Below are 19,568 nucleotides of genomic sequence, written 5' to 3' on the forward strand. Positions count from 1 at the left end.
GCGCGCCGGACGGCCTGCGGTGCTTCCTCTGTCTTATTCGACCGTGACGGATTTTGCCAGATTGCGCGGCTGGTCGACGTCGGTGCCCATGACGACAGCGGTATGGTAGGCCAGCAACTGCACCGGAACCGCATAGACCAGAGGCGCAAACGTCGCCGCCATGTCAGGCAGGATGATCGTCACCAGCGACCTGACGGCGGCCTCCGCCGCCCCCTTTGCGTCGGTCATGAGAATGATGTTGCCGCCCCGCGCCGCCACCTCCTGCATGTTGGACACGGTCTTTTCGAAAACCCGATCGTAGGGGGCGATCACCACCACCGGCATGTTCTCGTCGATCAGCGCGATCGGTCCGTGCTTGAGTTCGCCGGCGGCGTAACCCTCCGCATGAATGTAGGAAATTTCCTTGAGCTTGAGCGCGCCCTCCAGCGCCAGCGGGTAGCTGGTGCCCCGTCCGAGATACAGGACGTCCCTCGACTTGGCGACATCGCGCGCGAGCTTGTCGATCTGCGGTTCGGTGGCCAGCGCTTCCGACATCAGCCGCGGGACCTCGATGAGGCCGCGCACGAGCCTCGCCTCGTCTTCCCCGGATAACTGGCCCCTCGCCTTGCCCGCGGCGATCGCGAGCGCCGCAAGCACCATCAACTGGCAGGTGAAAGCCTTGGTCGATGCGACGCCGATTTCCGGCCCCGCCAGGGTCTGCAACATCGTCTCGCTCTCGCGAGCGATCGTCGACGTCGTGACGTTGACGACCGAAAGCGTATGCAATCCCTGCTCCTTGGCGTAACGAAGCGCCGCGAGCGTATCGGCGGTTTCGCCGGATTGCGAAATGAAGATGGCGAGATCGCCCTTGCCGAGCGGCGCTTCCCGGTAGCGAAACTCCGATGCGATATCGATGTCGACGGACAGCCGCGCCAGACGCTCCAGCCAGTATTTGCCGATGTAACCGGCGTAGTTCGCAGTCCCGCACGCGACGATCGAGACACGCCCGATATCGCGAAAATCGAACGGGAGATCGGCCGGAAGCGACACGCACCCGGTTATCATATCGACGTAGCGGGCAAGCGTATGTCCGACGACTTCGGGCTGTTCGTGGATTTCCTTGGCCATGAAGTGGCGAAAGTTGGCCTTGTCCACCAGGGACGTCGAGGCGCTGTGCTTGACGCGCTCGCGCTGAACGACGGCGTTGCGGTGGTCGTAGACGGTTGCGCCCCTACGTGTCAGAATCGCCCAGTCGCCGTCCTCGAGATAGCTGATCGTATCGGTGAACGGCCCGAGCGCGATGGCGTCCGATCCCAGATACATTTCGCCCTCGCCATAGCCGATCGCCAGCGGCGGTCCGTTACGCGCGCCGATCAGGATGTTATCATCGGACGCGAAGATAAAGCCGAGGGCGAAGGCGCCGCGAAGCCGCGACAGCGTGGCCTTGACCGCTTCGACAGGATCGACGCCGGCGGCGAGATAGCCGTCGACGAGATGCAGGACCGTCTCGGTATCGGTTTCGGTCTGGAAGATCGCTCCTTTTTTCTGAAGCTCGTCGCGAAGCTCGCGGAAATTCTCGATGATTCCGTTGTGGACGACGGCCACCCGCTCGGTCGCGTGCGGGTGGGCATTGTTCTCCGTCGGCTTGCCGTGCGTCGCCCAGCGCGTATGTCCGATCCCGACGTGTCCCGCCAGCGGGTCAGCCCGCAGGCGCGCTTCCAGATTCCGCAGCTTGCCCTCGGCGCGACGGCGCGCCAGATGCTTCCCTTCCAGGGTTGCGATGCCGGCGGAATCGTAACCGCGGTATTCGAGACGCTTCAACGAATCGATCAACTGATCCGCGACGGGACCGCATCCCAGAATTCCGACAATGCCGCACATGCGGATCAATTTCTCCAATCGCCCCTTGCCTCTTAACGAATACCCCGGAGCGCAGGGAAACAATAATTATTGCCGATTGCGACAGGGTTAAATCGATTCAAGCGTAAAATCGGTCGCGTCGGCGTTCAGCATTCATCCGCGCTCTTGTTCACGGCAATCGGGACACGCGCGCCGAGATGGCTGGCGATCCACTGCCGGTTAACCAACCTGCAAGCTTTGACGACCCAGCCCTGTTCGACAATCCGTAGCAAACGCCGCGCCGTCGTTCCCGATGTCCCGGTGTTGAGGGTCGCTTATATTTTACCGGCAATCGAAACAATTTTAGCAATTCCCGCAACGGGAGCCCAAGCCCTTTCTGGCACTGTGCGCACAAGAAACAAGAAAAGTGAGGCGCGCATGAGTGAAGCCGAGTTTGAACGGTTGCTGAGCGCCGTGAGCGCCGCAATCGCTCCGCGCATCGAAGAAGCCGCTCTGAAGGTTTCGTCGGATCAGGACGACCTGCATTTCGAGGGGTCTCCGCAGGCCGCCAACGACAACGAGATCGCGTGGCCGTTTTTTCATTTCCCGGATGGCTGGAACGGCGCCTGCTGATTGGATTCGTCGAGCCAACGGGCACGTCAGCACATAAGACAATTCATCAAATAATCGATATAAGATTTTGATTATATTGATGGAGGCCACGTCCGGAATTGAACCGGAGTACACGGTTTTGCAGACCGTTGCGTAACCACTCCGCCACGTGGCCCCTTGAATCGGGATCAATATAGAGCATCAGCTAGTTAGGCAACCTTGCTCAGACTGGTCCGATGTAAATTCTGAAATTGCATTTCTGAAACTGCCGGCTCAGGCTCGTTTGCGGCGCCGATAATCCCTCTTCGGTTTCGGCCGGGGCGCAAGCTCGGGCATCGTCGCCTGGACCTCGCGATATTTCGCCAGCATCCGCTCGAAACTCGCCAGCAACGTCGTCTCGATGTCCGGACGACTTTCGAGACCGGCGAGCAGCATCGCCGCGGCCTCGATCGTGGCAAGTCCGTCCCGACGAGGCTCTCTGCGAAGCTTTCCGTAACGCGATGGTCGTCGGGGTCCCAGAATGACGCGCTGGCACTTCAACATCCACGCATTGCGCCACCAAAGCGCCTTGGCCTGGCTCCAGGTGCCATCGAGCAGCACGATACCTTCAATGTCCGAGAGGATGCCGCGCTGATCGTCTTCCATCTCGCCCTTGCGGTCGATCGCCACGATGGCGCTTTCGGTGCCGAAAGAATCGGCCCTGGCCGATCCGAGATAAAGCACCGCCCAGCGCGACGGATCATGCACCGGCCGGCCGAGCGCCTTCGATAGACTGGGCCAGGACAGCCCGATTTTCAACACGGCGTCCGGAAAGTGTAACGCCGTGAGCCGGGCAGTTCCGAGCGCCCTGTCCTGCTCCTGCGGATGCTGCAGGATCAGGAGCGACGTTCTGTTCGTGATCGGCTCGACGCTGTCGCAAACGCAGAACGCCAGCGGCTTGTGGCATCGTCGACAATCCTCCGCAGCATCGGGCTTCTTATCTGCGGCGGATTCGTCGGCGTTCTTGGGCATGGCCCGCTATACGCCGCGTCCATCCTGCCGGCAAGAAAACCGATCACTTCTCCTGCCTATTCGGCCGGTGCGACCGCCGGAGCGGCCTCACCTCGCCGCCGCAGCCGGTCGATCAGAAGGTAGATCACGGGGGTCGTGTAGAGTGTCAATATCTGTGAAACCAGCAGCCCGCCGATAATCGTTATGCCCAGCGGTCGCCGCAGTTCGGTGCCCGGACCGGTCGCGAGCACCAGCGGTATCGCTGCGAAAATCGCGGCCATGGTCGTCATGAGGATGGGCCGGAAACGCACGCTGCACGCCTCGAAGATCGCATCCCCGGACGACAGGCCGCGCTGGCGTTCGGCATCCAGCGCGAAATCAACGATCATGATGCCGTTTTTCTTGACGATGCCAATGAGAAGAATGATGCCGACGAATGCAATGATTGTCAGCGGCGTATCGGTGATCTGCAAGGCCAGCAGCGCGCCGAGACCGGCGGAAGGCAAAGTCGAGATGATGGTGAGCGGATGGGCGAGGCTTTCGTAGAGAATGCCGAGCACGATATACATTGCGACGAGCGCGCCAAGGATCAGCAACGGCTGGCGTCCCGAGGTCTTGCGGAAATCGGCGGCGTTGCCCTCGAAGCTTCCGCGAATGCCCTCGGGCATATGCAATTCGTTCACTGCGCGCTGGATATTGGCGGTCGCCTCGTCAAGCTCTACGTCGGGTAACGTGTTGAAGGATATCGTCACCGATGGAAACGACTGCGAATGATAGACGGCGAGCGGCGAAAGATCGCGCCGATAGCGGACGACGGTGGACAGCGGCACCTGCACTCCGTTGGCTCCCGCAACGAAGATGCGATCAAGGTTGGAGGGGTCCTGCTGAAATTTCGGATCGATTTCGAGAATGACCTGATACTGATTGCGCTGGGTGTAGACGGTTGAAATCTGCCGTTGCGAAAATGCGTTATTGAGCGCGTTGTCGATGTCCTGAACCCTGACGCCGAGGCTGGACGCCTTCTGCCGGTCGATCGACAACGTCAGTTGCAGGCCGCCGGGGTCGCGGTCGCTGGAGACGTCCGTTATTCCCTCAACCGTCTCCATGCGCTTGGCGACGAGAGGCGCCCACTTCTGCAACAGATCGAGGTCGGTGCTGGAGAGCGTGTACTGATAGTTGGAATCGCTCTGCCGTCCGCCGCTGCGAATATCCTGCGCGGCGAACATGAACAGCCTGATGCCAGGCACAGCGCCGAGATTCCGCCGCAGCCTGTCGATGACCTGCTGGGTCGGCAGCCCGCCCCGCTCGGAAGGCGGCTTCAGCGTGATGTACATGAATCCGCGATTGGAGCCTCCGCGCGTGCTGCTGCCACCAATCGAGGAGCCGATCCCCTGCACGGCAGGATCCGCCATCACGAGATCCATGACACGCTGCTGAAGGCCGAGCATGGACTGAAAGGAGACGTCGGCCGATGCGCGCGTCGAGCCGATGATGAAGCCGCTGTCATCGATTGGGAAATAACCTTTCGGCGTCTTGACATACAGCGTCACGGTCAGGGCGATCGTTGCAAAAAACGCCAGCAACGTCAGGACGGGAAAGCCGAGCACGACGCGCAGCGTCCGCGTATAGAACGTCACAAGTCGGGACAGCAACCTTTCGACCAGCCGGTCGAACCGGGTCGCATCGGTTGACGTCGCCCGCTTGATGTAATGGGCGCAGATCATCGGCGTAACCGTCAACGACACAACGGTCGACACCACGATCGCGAATGTCAGGGTGAGCGAGAATTCTCGCAACAGCCGGCCGACGACGCCGTCCATGAAGATCAGGGGCGTGAACGCGGCGACCAGCGACAGGCTGATCGACAGCACCGTGAAGCCGATCTGCCTTGCTCCTTCGAGTGCAGCCCGATAGGGCGGCAGCCCGTGCTCGAGATTGCGGTACATGTTCTCGATCATGACGATGGCATCGTCGACCACGAAACCGACGGAAATGGCCAGCGCCATCAGGGACAGGTTGTCGATGGAGAAGCCCGCCAGCCACATTCCCGCGCATGTGCCGGCCAGCGCCAGCGGAACCGACACGCCAGCCGCGACGGTCGGCGTGAGACGGCGAAGGAACGCATAAACGACCACCATCACGAGAACGGCTGTCGCCAGCAGCGTCCACTGCATGTCGTCGACGCTCGCACGGATCGAGCCGGTACGATCGACAATGGTCGATATCTCGACGCCGGCCGGAATCCACTGCTTGAGTTCGGGAATCATCGCCTTCACCCGGTCGACGGTATCGATGACGTTGGCGTCGCCCTGCTTGGTAATCTGGATCAGCACCGCGGGCTGCTTGTTGAACCACGCGATCGAACGGCTGTTTCGCGTGGCGTCCTTGACGTCGGCCACGTCCGAGAGCCGGACGAAATTTCCTCCGGAGCTTTTGATGACGATGTCGCGAAACTCGGCCGCCGTCCGCATCTGACGGTTGGTCGACAACGTCTCGCTCTGGCGGCCGCCATTGAAGATCCCCACGGGGCCGAGCGGATTCGCATTCACGATCGCGGTCCGGACATCGTCGGTCGCGATGCCGGCGTTCGAGAGCGCCACCGGGTTGAGCGCGATCCGAACGGCCGGCTGATCGGCGCCGCTCACCGAAACCTCGCCGACACCTGGAACCTGCGAGATGCGCTGCACGATCACGGTGTCGGCGACATCGTAGATCGCGCTGGTGGACATGGTTTTTGATGTCAGTCCCAGAACAAAGACCGGCGCAGCGGCGGGATTGGCCTTGCGGAATTTCGGCAATGTCGGCAGATCGGTCGGCAGATCGGCGAGCGAGGCGTTGATCGCCGCCTGCACGTCACGGGCGGCATGGTCGATATCCCGCCCGATCGCGAACTGAAGCTGGATGCTGGTGGCGCCGAGCGTGCTCGTGGATGTGATCTGATCGACGCCGGCGATCTCGCCGAGCCGGCGCTCCAGCGGAGCGGCCACGGTTGCCGCCATCACCGATGGGTCCGCCCCCGGCCGGCTGGCCGACACCCGGATCATCGGGAAATCGACGTTCGGCACCGAGGCCACCGGGAGAAACCCGTAAGCGACCACGCCGACCAGAAACAGGCCGATCGCCAGAAGCGTGGTGCCGACCGGCCTTCGGATGAATGGCTCGGAGATCGAGACCATCTATTGCATGCCCTCGGTCGCACCCGCGATTGGCGGCCGCTCCGGCCCACCCGTCGGCACCGCCTGCTCGATGCGCTTGTTCAGCCGATCCAGCGCCAGATAGATCACGGGCGTGGTGTAAAGCGTGAGCAGTTGGCTGAGCAGCAGGCCGCCGATGATCGAGATGCCGAGGGGGAACCGCAGTTCAGCGCCTGTGCCGCTTTCAATCGCCAGCGGCAGCGCGCCGAACAGCGCAGCCAGAGTGGTCATCATGATCGGGCGGAACCGGAGCAGACATGCCTGCACGATCGCTTCGGTCGCCGACATGCCCTGATGGCGCTCGGCCTCGAGCGCGAAATCGATCATCATGATCGCGTTCTTCTTCACGATGCCCATCAGCAGAATGATGCCGATCAGGCCGATGACGGAGAGATCCTGTCCGAACAGCATCAGCGCGAGAATGGCGCCGACGCCGGCCGAAGGCAGCGTCGAAAGAATCGTGATCGGATGAATGTAGCTCTCATACAAGACGCCCAGAACGATGTAGATCGTGACCAGCGCGGCCAGGATCAGCCAGGGTTGCCCCGCAAGCGATTTCGAGAACTCGGCGGCATCGCCCGAGAATACGCCGACGATGCTTGAGGGCATACCGATGCGGCTCTCGATGGTCTTGACCCGCTCCACGGCATCGCCGAGCGCTTCGCCGGGGGCGAGATTGAAGCTGAGCGACGCCGCCGGAAATTGCGCGCGATGCGAGATCGCCAGCGGCGCCGTGGTTCGGGTCAACGTCGCAACCGCGGACAGCGGCACCTGCGCACCGGCGAGGCCCGGCAGATAAAGCTTGGAGAGAATCGAGGGATCGCGCTGATACTGCGGCAAGGCTTCCAGCACAACGCGATACTGATTGGCTTGCCCGTAAACGGTCGAGATCTGGCGTTGCGCGAACGCGTCGTTCAACGTGTCGTTGACGCCCTGCAGGCTGACGCCGAGCTGGCCCGCGCGCGACCGGTCGATGTTCAGCGCGGCTCGCAGACCTCCCTCCTGCACTTCCGAGGATACATCCTGAAACAGCGGATCGCGACGAAGCTCGGCAACCAGCTTGCGGGCCCACTCCGAAACATCCGCGGCGTCGGTCCCCGTCAGGGTGTACTGGTATTGCGAACGGCTCGACTGCGTGCTGATCTGAACATCTTGCACCGGTTGAAAATAAACCGTCATGCCGGGGATCGAGGCAACGCGCTCCTTCAGACGCGCGACCACGGCAGCGACATCGTCGCTGCGATCGCTCCTCGGTTTGAGCGTCATCACCAGTCGCCCGACGTTCGTCGTGGGATTCACGGAACCGGCGCCGATGACCGAGACGACACCCGTTACATCCGGATCCCGTTTGACGATGCCGGCCACCTCGGCTTGACGGCTTTGCATTTCGGCGAATGACACGTGCGGTCCGGCTTCCGTGACCGCCGTGATGGAAGCCGTGTCCTGCAGCGGCAAAAATCCCTTTGGCGCGACAACGTAAAGGATCAACGTCGCGGCAATGGTCGCGAAGGTCACGGCCAGCGTTGCGGACTGGTGCGCAAGCACCCACAGCAGGCTCCGGCGGTAGAACTCGACCATGCGATCGATATTGCGGCTGACCCACGCCAATCCCGGCGTCGCGCGCTTGCCTTCGGAGCGCTTCAGAAGCCGGGAGCACATCATCGGCGTCAGAGTCAGCGACACGACGGCGGACGTGACGACCGCGATGGTCAGGGTCAGGGCGAATTCGCGGAACATCCGTCCGACCAGCCCGGACATGAACAGGAGCGGAATGAACACCGCGATCAGCGAGACCGTGAGCGAAATCACCGTGAAGCCGATCTCGCTCGCACCCCGGAGCGAGGCTTCCAGGGCGCTTTCGCCGTTCTCCATGTGGCGGACGATGTTTTCGATCATCACGATGGCGTCGTCGACAACGAACCCGGTGCCGATCGTCAGCGCCATCAGCGACAGGTTGTCGAGACTGAACCCGGCGAAATACATGATGCCGAAACTGGTGATCAGCGACAACGGGAGCGCCACGCCCGCGATCAACGTCGCCCGCAGCGAGCGCAGGAAAAGCAGGACGACAAGCGTAACGAGCACGACGCTGAGGATCAGCGTGAATTGCACGTCGCGGACGGAGGCGCGGATCGTCACGGTGCGGTCGCTGACGACCGTCAGTTTGACGCCGGCCGGAACCGTGCGCTGGACCTTCGGAATCTCCTCCCGGATCTGGCGGACAACCTCGATCACATTCGCGCCGGGCTGGCGCTGGATATCGATGATGACGGCCGGCGTTCCATTATACCAACCGCCGGTGCGATCGTTTTCCAGTCCGTCCACGATCCGGGCGACGTCTCCGATCGTGACCGGAGCGCCGTTACGATAGGCGACGATGATCGGCTTGTAGGCATTCGCCGCCGCGATCTGGTCGTTGGCGGCGATGGTGTAGGCTTGCTGCGCGCCGTCCAGAGAACCCTTCGGTCCCGAAACATTGGCGCCGGCAATCGCGGTGCGCAAATCCTCCATCGAGATGCCGTAAGCGGCAAGCCGCGCAAGATCCGCCTGGACGCGCACTGCCGGCTTCAAGCCGCCAAGCACGGAAACGCGTCCGACGCCCGAAATCTGACTGAGACGCTGGGTCAGGACGGTATCGGCAAGGTCGCTCATGGCGCGCAGCGAGACGGTGTCCGATGTCAGCGCGAGCGTCATCACCGGCGCATCCGCCGGATTCACTTTGGCATAAGTCGGCGGATACGGCAGGTTCTTCGGCAATATCCCGGCGGCGGCGTTGATGGCCGCCTGCACGTCCTGCGTGGCGCCGTCGATATCGCGGTTCAAATCGAATTGCAGGGAAATCTGACTGACGCCGAACGAGCTTGTCGATGTCATGGACGACAGCGACGGGATCTGTCCGAGCTGGCGCTCCAGCGGCGCGGTCAGCAGCGACGCCACCACGTCGGGACTCGCGCCCGGCAACTGGGTCGTCACCTGCACCGTTGGAAAGTCGACCTGCGGCAACGCCGAGACCGGCAACGCCCAATAGCCGAGCGCGCCTCCGATCATCAGCGCGATCCCGAGCAGGGAGGTCGCGATGGGACGACGAATAAACGGTTCGGAGACGCCCATGTCTATCTCGTCTATTAGCTCGTCTATCAGCTCGCTGCCGCGAATTGGATGCTCAGGACCCTGTCCCCGGGATCAAGGTTGAGCCTTTGCGTTGCCGCCCGGCTGCCCGCTTTCCTGCGTTCCGCTTCTCGAACGGTTTTGATTTCCCTCACCCCGCTTGCCGCGGCGTTCACCATTGCTGCCGCCTTGATTGTCGCCGCGCCTGCCTCGGCGGTTGTGAGGCGCAAGATCCGCCGTCGGCGGCTGGTGGTTCTCGCTCACGACCACCTTTGCGCCGTCGGACAGATTGGCAAATCCCGTGGTGACCACCCGGTCCGTGGGAGCAATGCCCTTGGCAATCACAGCGTCATTTTCGTTCTGCTGCGTCACCGTTATCGGCTTCGCTGTCACGGTATCGTCGCTTCCGATCACATAGCTGAAGGTTCCGAGCGAACCGCGCTGCACCGCGGACGTCGGTATGACCGTCGCCTGCGACAGCGTTTCCACCTTGAGGCGGACATTGACGAACTGTCCCGGCCAGAGCTGGAGGTTTCGATTTGGAAATTCGGCCTTCAGCTTCAACGTGCCGGTCGTGGGATCGACCTGATTGTCGATGCCGACCAGCCTGCCGGTATCGGCAACCGTCGTTCCGTCGTTTCCGAAGACGTCGACTTCGAGAGCCCCTTTCGCGATCGCCGCATTCACGCGCGCGATCTGCTGTTGCGGCAGGCTGAACTGCACGGCGATGGGCTGAAGCTGGGTGATGATGACAAGTCCGGTCGCATCGGAAGCATGGATGATGTTGCCCCGATCGACCTGGCGCAGGCCCGTGCGTCCCGAAATCGGCGCGATAATCTTGGTGTAACCGAGCATCGCCTGGGCGGTGTCGATCGCGGCCTGATCGGCCTTGATGAGCGCCTCCTGTTGCGCGACGACCGCCGTCTGCGTATCGGCCTGCTGTTTCGATCCGGCGTTGGAGGCGGCCAGTTGCTGGTAGCGCTTCAGATCGAGGCGCATGTTGGCGAGTTGCGCTTCATCCTGAGCCTTCTTCGCGACCGCCTGATCGTACTGCGCCTGATAGATCACGGGATCGATCTCGCCCAGCACGTCGCCCTTCTGCACGTCCTGCCCTTCGGCGAAATTGACGGCGATCAGCTTGCCGTCGACCTGCGAGCGCACGGTGACCGTGTTCAAGGCCCGGACTGTCCCGACGCCGTCGAGATAGACCGGCACGTCCTGGATGCGCGGCGTTGCAGCCAGCACCGGAACGGCATGATCGGGCCGCGTCCTTCCGTCGCGCTTGTTCTGCGTGAATGCGGTCCAGCCGAGATAGGAGAGCCCTACGGCGACCAGGAGCACGATGACGATCCACACGGGACGTCGCCGTCCGCGGCCCGTCACCTTGTTGCGTATGCCGGCGCCGGCCGCCTTCGCGGTTTCGTCCAGACCCGGTTTAAAGAGCATTGCCCGCCCTCTCTATCCTCGGTTCCCAGCCGCCGCCGAGGGACTGATAAAGACTCACGATCGCCAGGAGCCGCGCAAGCTGCGCCTGCGACAGCGAGTCCTCCGCCTGAAACAGCGTCAGTTGCGTATTCAGCACGGTAACGATATCGGCGGTGCCGGCCCGAAGCTGCTGTTCGGACAGTTCGAACGCCCTGCGCGAGGCGGCAAGGACCTCCCGCTGGAGGCGCAGCCTCTCGGTGGTCTGGCGGATCGCGATCAACGCATTGTCGACGTCGGCGAACGCCGAAACGACCGTCTTGCGGTATGTCTGAAGCAGTTCGTCCTGTCGCGCCCTGGTATATTCGAAGTTGCCGAGAATCCTGCCGCCGTCGAAGATCGGCTGCGTCAGTCCGCCGGCCAGACTGAAGAAAGCCGCATGGGGCTGGAACAGCGCGACCAGGGCCGAACTCTGATAACCGCCCTGCCCCGTCAATTGAATGCTCGGAAAAAATTGCGCGCGCGCGCTGCCCACGTTGGCGGTTGCCGATGCGAGTTGAGCCTCCTGGCGGCGGATGTCCGGACGCTGCGTCAACAATTCCGACGGCAGACCCGGAGTCACCCGCGGGACGGCAATCCGGTTGAGCGAACCGCCCTTGACCTTCACGCTCTCTGGCGGACGAGACACCAGCGTCGCGAGCGCATTGATGTTCTGTCCCAGGATCTCACGAAGCGGCGGAACGGCGGCCCGCTGGTTGGCCAGCACGCTTTCCTGTTGCGCGACGTCGAGATCGCTCCCGGTGCCGGCCTTCAGCCGCTGCTTGATCGCCTCGAGGACGCGCGCGGCGCTGGCGATGTTGCGCTCGGCGGTACTAATACGATCCTGCGCCGCAAGGACCTGAAAATAGGCGTTCGCAACGCTGGTCAGCGTCGTCAGGTCGACCACATCGCGATCAAAGCGGCTCGCGGTCGCGGTTTCCTCCGCGGCCAGGGCGGCGTCGCGATTTTTACCCCAGAAATCGACCTCATAACTCGCGGCGCTCAGCGAAGTCGAGTAGTTCACGACCTCCCGACCGCCAATGCTCAAGCCGTTGGAGCTTGAGCCCGAAGTGCGGGAATAGCCTTCCTGACCCCCGACGCTGACGCTCGGCAGCAGCGCCGCCCCCGCGATCCGGGCCTGCTGGTCGGCCTGAATGATCCGCGCCGTGGCAGCGGCAATGTCCAGATTGACGGTCTGGGCTTCCTCCATCAGGCTCGTCAGTTCGGAAGAGCGAAAGCCGCGCCACCAGTCAAGCGTGGGCGGGGCGGCAGCCGCGCTCGGCCGCACGGCGTTGTAGCCGGCGGGAATGTCCAGCGCAGGATCCGGAAGATCCCTGGTCAGGATGCAGCCGGCCGACATCGCAGCCGCCGCCAACACCGGGAGAAGCGTGGCGGAACGCCAAATCCATGTCGAAGCCCTCTTCGGATCGACCGGGTCCTTCGCCGAAGGATCACTCACGCCGGCCCCCGACGGGCGGTGGACGATAGGTATTTGCGTGAGGTGGGGGCGTCCCGTGCCAACCTATTTCAGTGTGAAAGAACGATGCGGGCACCAGTCGTTATGCTTTCTCTTAGAACGGCCCTATTCTAGCGGCCCGATCAATCGACGGACAGTCCCTGCCCGGCCACGATCATTAGATACGTTCCATTGAAGCCACGCCCGCGGATGGCCCGGACTTACCAAAAGCCCCGTTTTGAAAGGCTTTCCCGGCGCTCCGGTCGCAAACAGGTGCGGCAATCTTACCAAGATTTCATGCATCGCTGCGGCTCCGGGCCGCACGCCACCGAGGATCCTCGGGTCAGGAAGCGTTCTTCGCGCGACTCGCTCCCGGCCAATACGGATGAAGCAGACGAATCAAAGCGCGCAAAACCCTTAAAACGACAGATATGCCCTTTGCAGGCGCGCGATCCTGGGCTTGAGACGGCACGCCGCAACAGCGCCGGCGGGCGTCCGTCGGGGTGGGTCATTGCACGGAATGGCTGGCCTGTCCTGCTGATGACCTTCGCTCACTTGTGCCGTCTCCACCTCTCAACTAGTCTGGTGGCTCAGAAGTTCGCATCGCGCGTCCGGCGGGTCCGTCAAGCGAACTGCTGAACCCGAACCACACCGGAGTCATAAGGTTGCCGATGTCCCTTTGATTTCGAAATTCGCGCCAAAGGTTGCTGCAAGGACATGCGACCTTCGGAATCGGGACACCAGGTTGCCGTCAAATCCCGCAACTGCTGACAAGATTTTAGCACCTCATGAGAATCAACAACGACGTCGTCGAAGCGATCGGCAACACACCGCTTGTCAAGTTGAGGCACGCATCGGAAACGACGGGATGCACCATTCTCGGCAAGGCCGAGTTCATGAATCCGGGCCAGTCGGTCAAGGATCGCGCCGGCAAACAGATGATCCTGGAAGCCGAAAAGCGGGGCGATCTCAAGCCCGGCGGCCTCGTGGTCGAAGGCACGGCTGGCAACACCGGCATCGGTCTCGCCGTCGTCGCCAGCGCGCGCGGCTATCGCACGATGATCGTCATCCCGGAAACGCAGAGCCAGGAAAAGAAAGACATGCTGCGGCTATGCGGAGCCGAACTGGTCGAGGTCCCGGCGCTCCCTTACAGCAATCCGAACAATTATCAGCACATCGCGAGGCGGCTCGCGGACGAACTGCGCAAATCCGAGCCCAACGGCGTGCTGTTTGCCGATCAATGGAACAATCTCGACAACCCCAAGGCTCACTACGTTTCGACCGGCCCCGAAATCTGGGAGCAGACCGGCGGCAAGGTCGATGGATTCATCTGCTCGATCGGGACCGGCGGCACGCTGGCCGGGACCGGCGCATTCCTGCGGGAGAAAAAGAAAGACATCGTCATCGGCGTCGCCGACCCCCGCGGAGCCGCCATGTATGAATTGTTCAAAAACGGCGTGGCCAAGGCAACTCCGGGAGGATCGATCACCGAGGGAATCGGACTCGGCCGGGTGACGCCGGTCATTGCCGATGCCAAGGTCGATGAGGCTTATCTCATTCCCGACGAGGAAGCCGTTCCGGTGATCTACGATCTGCTTGAACACGAGGGGCTTTGCCTTGGCGGCTCGACCGGCATCAATGTCGCCGGCGCAATTCGTCTTGCAAACCAGTTGGGGCCAGGCCACACGATCGTGACGATCCTGTGCGACTCCGGCAACCGTTATCAGTCGAAGCTGTTCAATCCCGACTTCATGCGCTCCAAGAACCTTCCCGTGCCGCAATGGCTCGAAAAGCGCAGCACGGTGAAGATTCCCCTCGCGCCGGCCTAGGCTGCCTTTAGCGCTCTCAACGCAGGATCTGGCTGAGGAAAAGCCGGGTCCGCGGATGTTTCGGATTGGCGAAAAAATTCGTCGGCGTATTGGATTCGATGATCTGCCCTTCGTCCATGAACACGACGCGGTCGGCCACCTCCCTGGCGAATCCCATTTCGTGAGTGACCACGAGCATGGTCATGCCCTCCCTGGCAAGATCGACCATCGTGTCGAGCACTTCCTTGACCATCTCCGGATCGAGCGCCGATGTCGGCTCATCGAACAGCATGACCTTCGGATTCATCGTGAGCGCCCGCGCAATCGCCACGCGCTGCTGCTGGCCTCCCGACATCTGGCCCGGATATTTGTTGGCCTGTTGAGGAATCTTGACGCGTTCGAGGAACTTCATCGCCGCCGCCTCGGCGTCCTTCTTCGGGACATGGCGGACCCAGATCGGAGCAAGCGTACAGTTTTCGAGCACTGTCAGGTGAGGAAACAGGTTGAAGCTCTGGAAAACCATTCCGACCTCGCGCCGGACTTCCTCGACGCGTCGCAGACTGGGGCCAAGTTCGATTCCATCGACGACGATCCGGCCCTCCTGAAATTCCTCGAGCGCGTTGATGCAACGGATCAGCGTCGACTTTCCCGAACCTGACGGACCGCAGACCACGATACGCTCGCCTCGCGCCACGTCGAGATCGATATCCCGCAGCACATGGAAGCTGCCGAACCATTTGTTGAGGCCGACGATGGAAACGATGGCGTTCGCGTCTGTCATGGCACATCCCAAGCTCAACTTCGCCCGTGCGGATTCAGCCGATTTTCGACGAACAGCGAGTATCGGGACATGCCGAAGCAGAACACGAAATAGATGATTCCGGCAAAAGCGAACCCGGTGAACAGCGTGGTGGGCGTCGCCCAGGTCGGATCCGCGAACGAGGCCCGCAAGCTTCCGAGCAGGTCGAACAGAGCGATGATGGAGACCAGCGATGTGTCCTTGAACAATGCGATGAAGCTATTGACCAGTCCGGGGATGACATGCCGCAGCGCCTGCGGCATCACGATGAGTCCCGTCGTCGTCCAGTATGACAGACCAAGCGCATGGGCGGCTTCGGCCTGTCCACGCGGAATCGCAGCCAGACCGCCGCGGATAACCTCGGCATTGTAGGCGCCCGCGAACAACGCGATGCCGATCAGAACCCGGACCAGGCCGTCGACGGTGAAGTTTCCGGGAAGAAAAAGCGGAAGCATGTAGGTCGCGAAAAACAGCACCGTGATGAGCGGAACGCCGCGCCAGAACTCGATGAAAGCGATCGAGAAAATCCGGATCAGCGGAATGGTGGCGCGCCGTCCAAGCGCCAGCGCGATGCCGATCGGTATCGACGACACGATGCCGGTCACAGACACCACGAGCGTCACCAGCAAACCGCCCCAGAGACGGGTATCGACGACCGGAAGGCCGCCGCGATCGAGGTGCATCACCGCGATCACCAGACCAATGCCGACGAACGTCGTCAGACCCGCAAACAACGCGCGCCAGCCCGCACGGAATGCGCCGTTGAGAAGAAAGAGCAGCAGCGACACGATCGCAGCAGTGCACGCCAAGTCGTACCAGACCGGCTGATCGGAATTCTGGAGCCGGTCGCGGAGCCACGTCAGCGGCCACGCCAGAAAGTTCGCCGCATCGCCGATCCATGCAACGGCATGTCCCGCAAGCCGTAATACCGGACCGATTCCGCCTGCTTCTCCTGACGCGGCGAGCTGCCGTCCGACATCGCCGACGCCGTCGGCCAAGCTCGAGAGAAAACCGGCGGTCCAGCGCACGCCGAACCCCTCGATGCCTCCGCCATGCAGCAGAAAAAAGGCTACGACGGGGAACCCAACAAAGAACAGGCCGGCGTTGAGACTCTTGGCGGGCAGACGAGGAATTAGTAGCGGCAACAATAAAACCGCGGCCAGCAGGAACGTCAGATTCACGCGCCACCGTTCAGGCTCGGGATAAAAGCCGTAAATGAATTGCGTGATCTTCGCCTGAACGAACGGCCAGCACGCCCCGACCGACTTTCCCGCGTCCGCGGCCAGACACGATGTTCTGTCCGTGCCTTCCCAGACCGCGTCCACGAGAAGAAACCTGATCGCCGGGACAATGATGAACCACAGCAGCACGATACCGACGACCGTCAGCAGCACGTTGCCCGGAGAATTGAGCAGACGAGTCCGAAGAAAGCTGGAAAAGCCAGTGGTTCTGACCGGCGGGGGCCGCTCCGGAACAAGGTCGGCGCGAACGAACGCGTAGTCGGACCGATCGGTCATCCGCCCATGCTCCTGGCGACGCGCCAGCCATAGACGCTCATGAGCGCACTTGTCGCAAGCGAGATCAGCAGATAGACGCCCATCGTTATTGCGATGATTTCGATGGCTTGCCCGGTCTGGCTCAGCGTCGTTCCGGCAAACACCGAGAACAGATCCGGATATCCGATGCCGACGGCCAACGACGAATTCTTCGTGAGGTTGAGGTATTGATTGGTCAGCGGCGGGAGGATGACGCGCATGGCTTGCGGCACCACGATCAATCGCAGCGTTGATCCGCGCGAGAGCCCGAGCGACGCCCCGGCCTCCATCTGACCTTTGTGGACCGAAAGGATTCCGGCGCGCACGACCTCCGCGATGAACGCGGCCGTATATGTCGAAAGCGCAACGGCGAGCGCGACGAATTCCGGGGTCAACCGCGCCCCGCCGGAAAAATTAAATCCTTTGAGGACAGGCGTCTCGAATGTGAAGGGAGCGCCGAAGAGGAGCACCACGACCAGCGGAACGCCAATCAACAGACCCGAAATATAAGGCCACACGACCACCACTCGTCCATATTGAAAGAGCGCGCGGCGCGAGTAATGGCGCAGCAAGAGGCAGCCGATGGTGGCAGCCACGACCGCGACGACAAAGGCAAGAAGCCCCTCGTGTTGTCCGATCGGCTTCGGAATGACGAAGCCGCGATTGCTGAGAAAGAAGGTGTCGAAGATCGAAAGGCTTTGCCGCGGACTCGGCAGCGTTCCCAGCACCGCAAGATACCAGAACAAAATCTGGAACAGCAGCGGCTGGTTTCGAACCAGCTCTACATAGCCGCCCGAAATGCGTGATATCAGCCAATTCGGCGACAACCGCCCGAGCGCCACGGCAAAGCCGATGATCGTCGCAATGACGATGCCGACCACGGCTACCAGCAGAGTATTGAGGAGGCCGACCAGGAACACGCGCGTGTAACTGTCGCTTTCGGAATACGGGATCAAAGTCTGGTTGACGCCGAATCCGGCGGTCTGCGACATGAAGCCGAATCCCGAGGCGACGTGCTGCGCCTCCAGGTTTCCCCTCGCGTTGGCCACGATCTCGTAGCCGATCCATGCCAGGATGGCGAGGAACAGGACCTGCAGCGCAAGTCCGCCCCAGCCCGCCTTCCCGCCTAGCGCACGCCGCAGCTTGAGGAAGAACTGCAGCGGCGGCTTTCGAGGCTCTGCGGCCATCGTTGCGGGCGTTGGCGCTAGCGGATCGGCGGCGCGTACTGAATACCGCCCCGGTTCCAGAGTTTATTGAGCCCCCGCGCGATCCCGAGCTTCGAACCCGCACCGACATTGCGGTCAAACGCCTCGCCATAATTTCCGACCGCCTTGACGATACGCGCGACCCAGTCCTTGGTCAGGCCCAGTTGTTCGCCGAAATTGCCATCGGTCCCGAAGACGCGCTTCAGTTCCGGGTTATCCGATTTGGCCATCTCGTCGACGTTTCTCTGGGTTATGCCGAGTTCTTCGGCATCGATCATTGCAAACAGCGTCCACTTGACGAGATCGAACCACTGATCGTCGCCGTGACGCACCATCGGCCCGAGCGGCTCCTTCGAGATGACCTCGGGCAGGACCGCGTGATCGGCAGGATTGGAGAGCTTCAGCCGTTCGGCATAGAGTTGCGAAATATCGGCGGTAAAAACGTCGCACCGGCCCGATTCGTAGGCTTTGATGGTTTCGTCGGCCGTGCTGAACGCGATGACCTCGTACTTCATCTTGTTGCTCTTGAAGTAGTCGGCAAGATTCTGTTCGTTCGTGGTGCCCGTCTGCACGCAGACTGACGCGCCGTTCAATTCCAGCGCCGAATTGACCTTGAGCGATTTCCTGACCAGAAATCCCTGTCCGTCGTAATAGGTCACGCCGGTGAAATTTCCGCCAAGCGACGTGTCGCGCGAGAGCGTCCACGTCGTATTGCGCGACAGGACATCTATCTCGCCGGATTGCAGGGCGATAAACCGGTCCTTGGCGGACAGCGGGACAAACTTGACCTTGCTAGGGTCGTTGAACACGGCGGCCGCAATCGCGCGACAGACATCCACATCGAGCCCCGTCCAGTTGCCTTTGTCGTCAGGCGCGGAGAACCCGGGCAACCCTTGGCTCACGCCACAAGACAGCATGCCTCGCGCCTTGACTGCGTCGAGCGTGGTCGTCGCCTTCGCAGACTCCTGCGCGGATGCCGATTGCAATGAAAGACCGGCAACGCAGGCGAAAATGACAGCAAGTACGCATTTCATGGTAATGCCTTTCAGGGACATCGATGGATCGTCAGTTCGGCGGCGTTCAGACGCCGGGTTGGGCCTTGCTCGATTTGTTTTCTTCACCAATCCGGCCAAAATGGACCTTGTCGATTACCGAGGCTGAAACTCGCGGCAGGCCTCTCGATACAGGGTTACCAAAGGAGCTGGATTTCATCACGGAAATGACTGGCGGGCGGCCTGTTCTAACATTCGCACGCTGTATCAGCGAGCCCTCCTGCGCGTGAAGCTGCCGGCGGAGTTTTTGAATTCGATATTAATTCGATATTGATGTCCGGGGCGCATAGCTAGCGAGGCGGTTCCGAAATCGCTTCATTTTCTCAGCCAGTCCCTCGAGCGAACTCCGCCGTGCAATGGTGTGTCTCCGGATTTACGACACCGATCGGGTCGCGCCGGTCAAATTCACTCCGCTGGCGAGCAGGGTCAAGGGGTTGACGAGGGTCTTCCCCTTCCTGTTACTAACAACATCACTCCGGAACCAGGATCCGGCTCGTTTCGAGGCAAGCGCGTCAGCGGCAAAATGCCTC

The 19,568-nt window shown here is 61.7% G+C and carries 12 protein-coding genes and 1 tRNA gene; 2 read left to right on the plus strand and 11 right to left on the minus strand.

The annotated features are described in order from the left end of the window. Nucleotides 1-33 precede the first annotated feature (33 nt). Nucleotides 34-1,860 carry a glutamine--fructose-6-phosphate transaminase (isomerizing) gene (gene glmS / locus ACMDCM_RS06825; RefSeq protein ID WP_412772867.1) on the minus strand — a complete coding sequence of 609 codons (1,827 nt, stop codon included), beginning with the start codon at nt 1,858-1,860 and terminating at the stop codon, nt 34-36. A gap of 69 nt (nt 1,861-1,929) precedes the next feature. Between glmS and ACMDCM_RS06830 the strand changes: the two genes are divergently transcribed. Continuing rightward, nucleotides 1,930-2,451 carry a hypothetical protein gene (locus tag ACMDCM_RS06830; RefSeq protein ID WP_412772868.1) on the plus strand — a complete coding sequence of 174 codons (522 nt, stop codon included), beginning with the start codon at nt 1,930-1,932 and terminating at the stop codon, nt 2,449-2,451. Between the two features lie 80 nt (nt 2,452-2,531). On the opposite strand, the gene ACMDCM_RS06835 is transcribed toward ACMDCM_RS06830, so the two are convergent. The 6 genes from ACMDCM_RS06835 to ACMDCM_RS06860 form a co-directional block, all read right to left on the minus strand. Beyond that, nucleotides 2,532-2,605 (minus strand) — tRNA-Cys (locus ACMDCM_RS06835). Between the two features lie 98 nt (nt 2,606-2,703). Beyond that, nucleotides 2,704-3,441, minus strand: a complete 738-nt coding sequence (locus ACMDCM_RS06840) for a tRNA-uridine aminocarboxypropyltransferase (RefSeq protein WP_412772869.1) — start codon at nt 3,439-3,441, stop codon at nt 2,704-2,706. A gap of 56 nt (nt 3,442-3,497) precedes the next feature. Beyond that, nucleotides 3,498-6,596: an efflux RND transporter permease subunit gene (locus ACMDCM_RS06845; RefSeq protein ID WP_412772870.1), complete on the minus strand. Its 3,099-nt coding sequence runs from the start codon at nt 6,594-6,596 to the stop codon at nt 3,498-3,500. Next, nucleotides 6,597-9,725: a multidrug efflux RND transporter permease subunit gene (locus ACMDCM_RS06850; RefSeq protein WP_412772871.1), complete on the minus strand. Its 3,129-nt coding sequence runs from the start codon at nt 9,723-9,725 to the stop codon at nt 6,597-6,599. It abuts the gene before it with no gap. 72 nt (nt 9,726-9,797) lie between these two features. Continuing rightward, nucleotides 9,798-11,168, minus strand: a complete 1,371-nt coding sequence (locus ACMDCM_RS06855; protein ID WP_412772872.1) for an efflux RND transporter periplasmic adaptor subunit — start codon at nt 11,166-11,168, stop codon at nt 9,798-9,800. Beyond that, on the minus strand, nt 11,158-12,543 hold the full coding sequence (locus tag ACMDCM_RS06860) for an efflux transporter outer membrane subunit (RefSeq protein ID WP_412774685.1): 1,386 nt from the start codon (nt 12,541-12,543) through the stop codon (nt 11,158-11,160). Before ACMDCM_RS06860 ends, ACMDCM_RS06855 begins: the two co-directional genes overlap by 11 nt. Before the next feature lie 884 nt (nt 12,544-13,427). On the opposite strand from ACMDCM_RS06860, the gene ACMDCM_RS06865 reads away from it, so the two are divergent. After that, nucleotides 13,428-14,468, plus strand: a complete 1,041-nt coding sequence (locus tag ACMDCM_RS06865) for a cysteine synthase A (protein WP_412772873.1) — start codon at nt 13,428-13,430, stop codon at nt 14,466-14,468. Between the two features lie 16 nt (nt 14,469-14,484). Here the strand turns inward: ACMDCM_RS06865 and ACMDCM_RS06870 are convergent, their stop codons facing one another. The 4 genes from ACMDCM_RS06870 to ACMDCM_RS06885 are packed head-to-tail and all read right to left on the minus strand — an operon-like array spanning nt 14,485 to nt 19,020. Next, nucleotides 14,485-15,228 carry an amino acid ABC transporter ATP-binding protein gene (locus ACMDCM_RS06870; protein WP_412772874.1) on the minus strand — a complete coding sequence of 248 codons (744 nt, stop codon included), beginning with the start codon at nt 15,226-15,228 and terminating at the stop codon, nt 14,485-14,487. Nucleotides 15,229-15,242: 14 nt separating this feature from the next. After that, entirely contained in the window at nt 15,243-16,763 is a 1,521-nt protein-coding gene (locus ACMDCM_RS06875; protein ID WP_412772875.1) for an amino acid ABC transporter permease, read from the minus strand. After that, a complete protein-coding gene (locus tag ACMDCM_RS06880; RefSeq protein ID WP_412772876.1) occupies nt 16,760-17,968 on the minus strand; it encodes an amino acid ABC transporter permease in 1,209 nt (402 codons plus the stop codon). The genes ACMDCM_RS06875 and ACMDCM_RS06880 overlap by 4 nt, the downstream gene beginning before the upstream one ends. A gap of 17 nt (nt 17,969-17,985) precedes the next feature. Next, nucleotides 17,986-19,020, minus strand: coding sequence for an amino acid ABC transporter substrate-binding protein (locus tag ACMDCM_RS06885; RefSeq protein WP_412774686.1), 1,035 nt, complete (start codon nt 19,018-19,020; stop codon nt 17,986-17,988). Between the last annotated feature and the right edge of the window lie 548 nt (nt 19,021-19,568).

Origin of the sequence: Nitrobacter sp., from assembly GCF_047149785.1 — a bacterium.
Classification (GTDB): Bacteria; Pseudomonadota; Alphaproteobacteria; order Rhizobiales; family Xanthobacteraceae; genus Nitrobacter.

Excerpts from the sequence above, each read along its gene's own strand:
- ACMDCM_RS06845 (WP_412772870.1), bottom strand. The coding sequence starts at position 6,596 with ATGGTCTCGATCTCCGAGCCATTCATCCGAAGGCCGGTCGGCACCACG.
- ACMDCM_RS06850 (WP_412772871.1), bottom strand. The coding sequence starts at position 9,725 with ATGGGCGTCTCCGAACCGTTTATTCGTCGTCCCATCGCGACCTCCCTG.
- ACMDCM_RS06865 (WP_412772873.1), top strand. The coding sequence starts at position 13,428 with ATGAGAATCAACAACGACGTCGTCGAAGCGATCGGCAACACACCGCTT.
- ACMDCM_RS06880 (WP_412772876.1), bottom strand. The coding sequence starts at position 17,968 with ATGGCCGCAGAGCCTCGAAAGCCGCCGCTGCAGTTCTTCCTCAAGCTG.
- ACMDCM_RS06885 (WP_412774686.1), bottom strand. The coding sequence starts at position 19,020 with ATGAAATGCGTACTTGCTGTCATTTTCGCCTGCGTTGCCGGTCTTTCA.
- glmS (WP_412772867.1), bottom strand. The coding sequence starts at position 1,860 with ATGTGCGGCATTGTCGGAATTCTGGGATGCGGTCCCGTCGCGGATCAG.
- ACMDCM_RS06870 (WP_412772874.1), bottom strand. The coding sequence starts at position 15,228 with ATGACAGACGCGAACGCCATCGTTTCCATCGTCGGCCTCAACAAATGG.
- ACMDCM_RS06860 (WP_412774685.1), bottom strand. The coding sequence starts at position 12,543 with ATGTCGGCCGGCTGCATCCTGACCAGGGATCTTCCGGATCCTGCGCTG.
- ACMDCM_RS06840 (WP_412772869.1), bottom strand. The coding sequence starts at position 3,441 with ATGCCCAAGAACGCCGACGAATCCGCCGCAGATAAGAAGCCCGATGCT.
- ACMDCM_RS06875 (WP_412772875.1), bottom strand. The coding sequence starts at position 16,763 with ATGACCGATCGGTCCGACTACGCGTTCGTTCGCGCCGACCTTGTTCCG.
- ACMDCM_RS06855 (WP_412772872.1), bottom strand. The coding sequence starts at position 11,168 with ATGCTCTTTAAACCGGGTCTGGACGAAACCGCGAAGGCGGCCGGCGCC.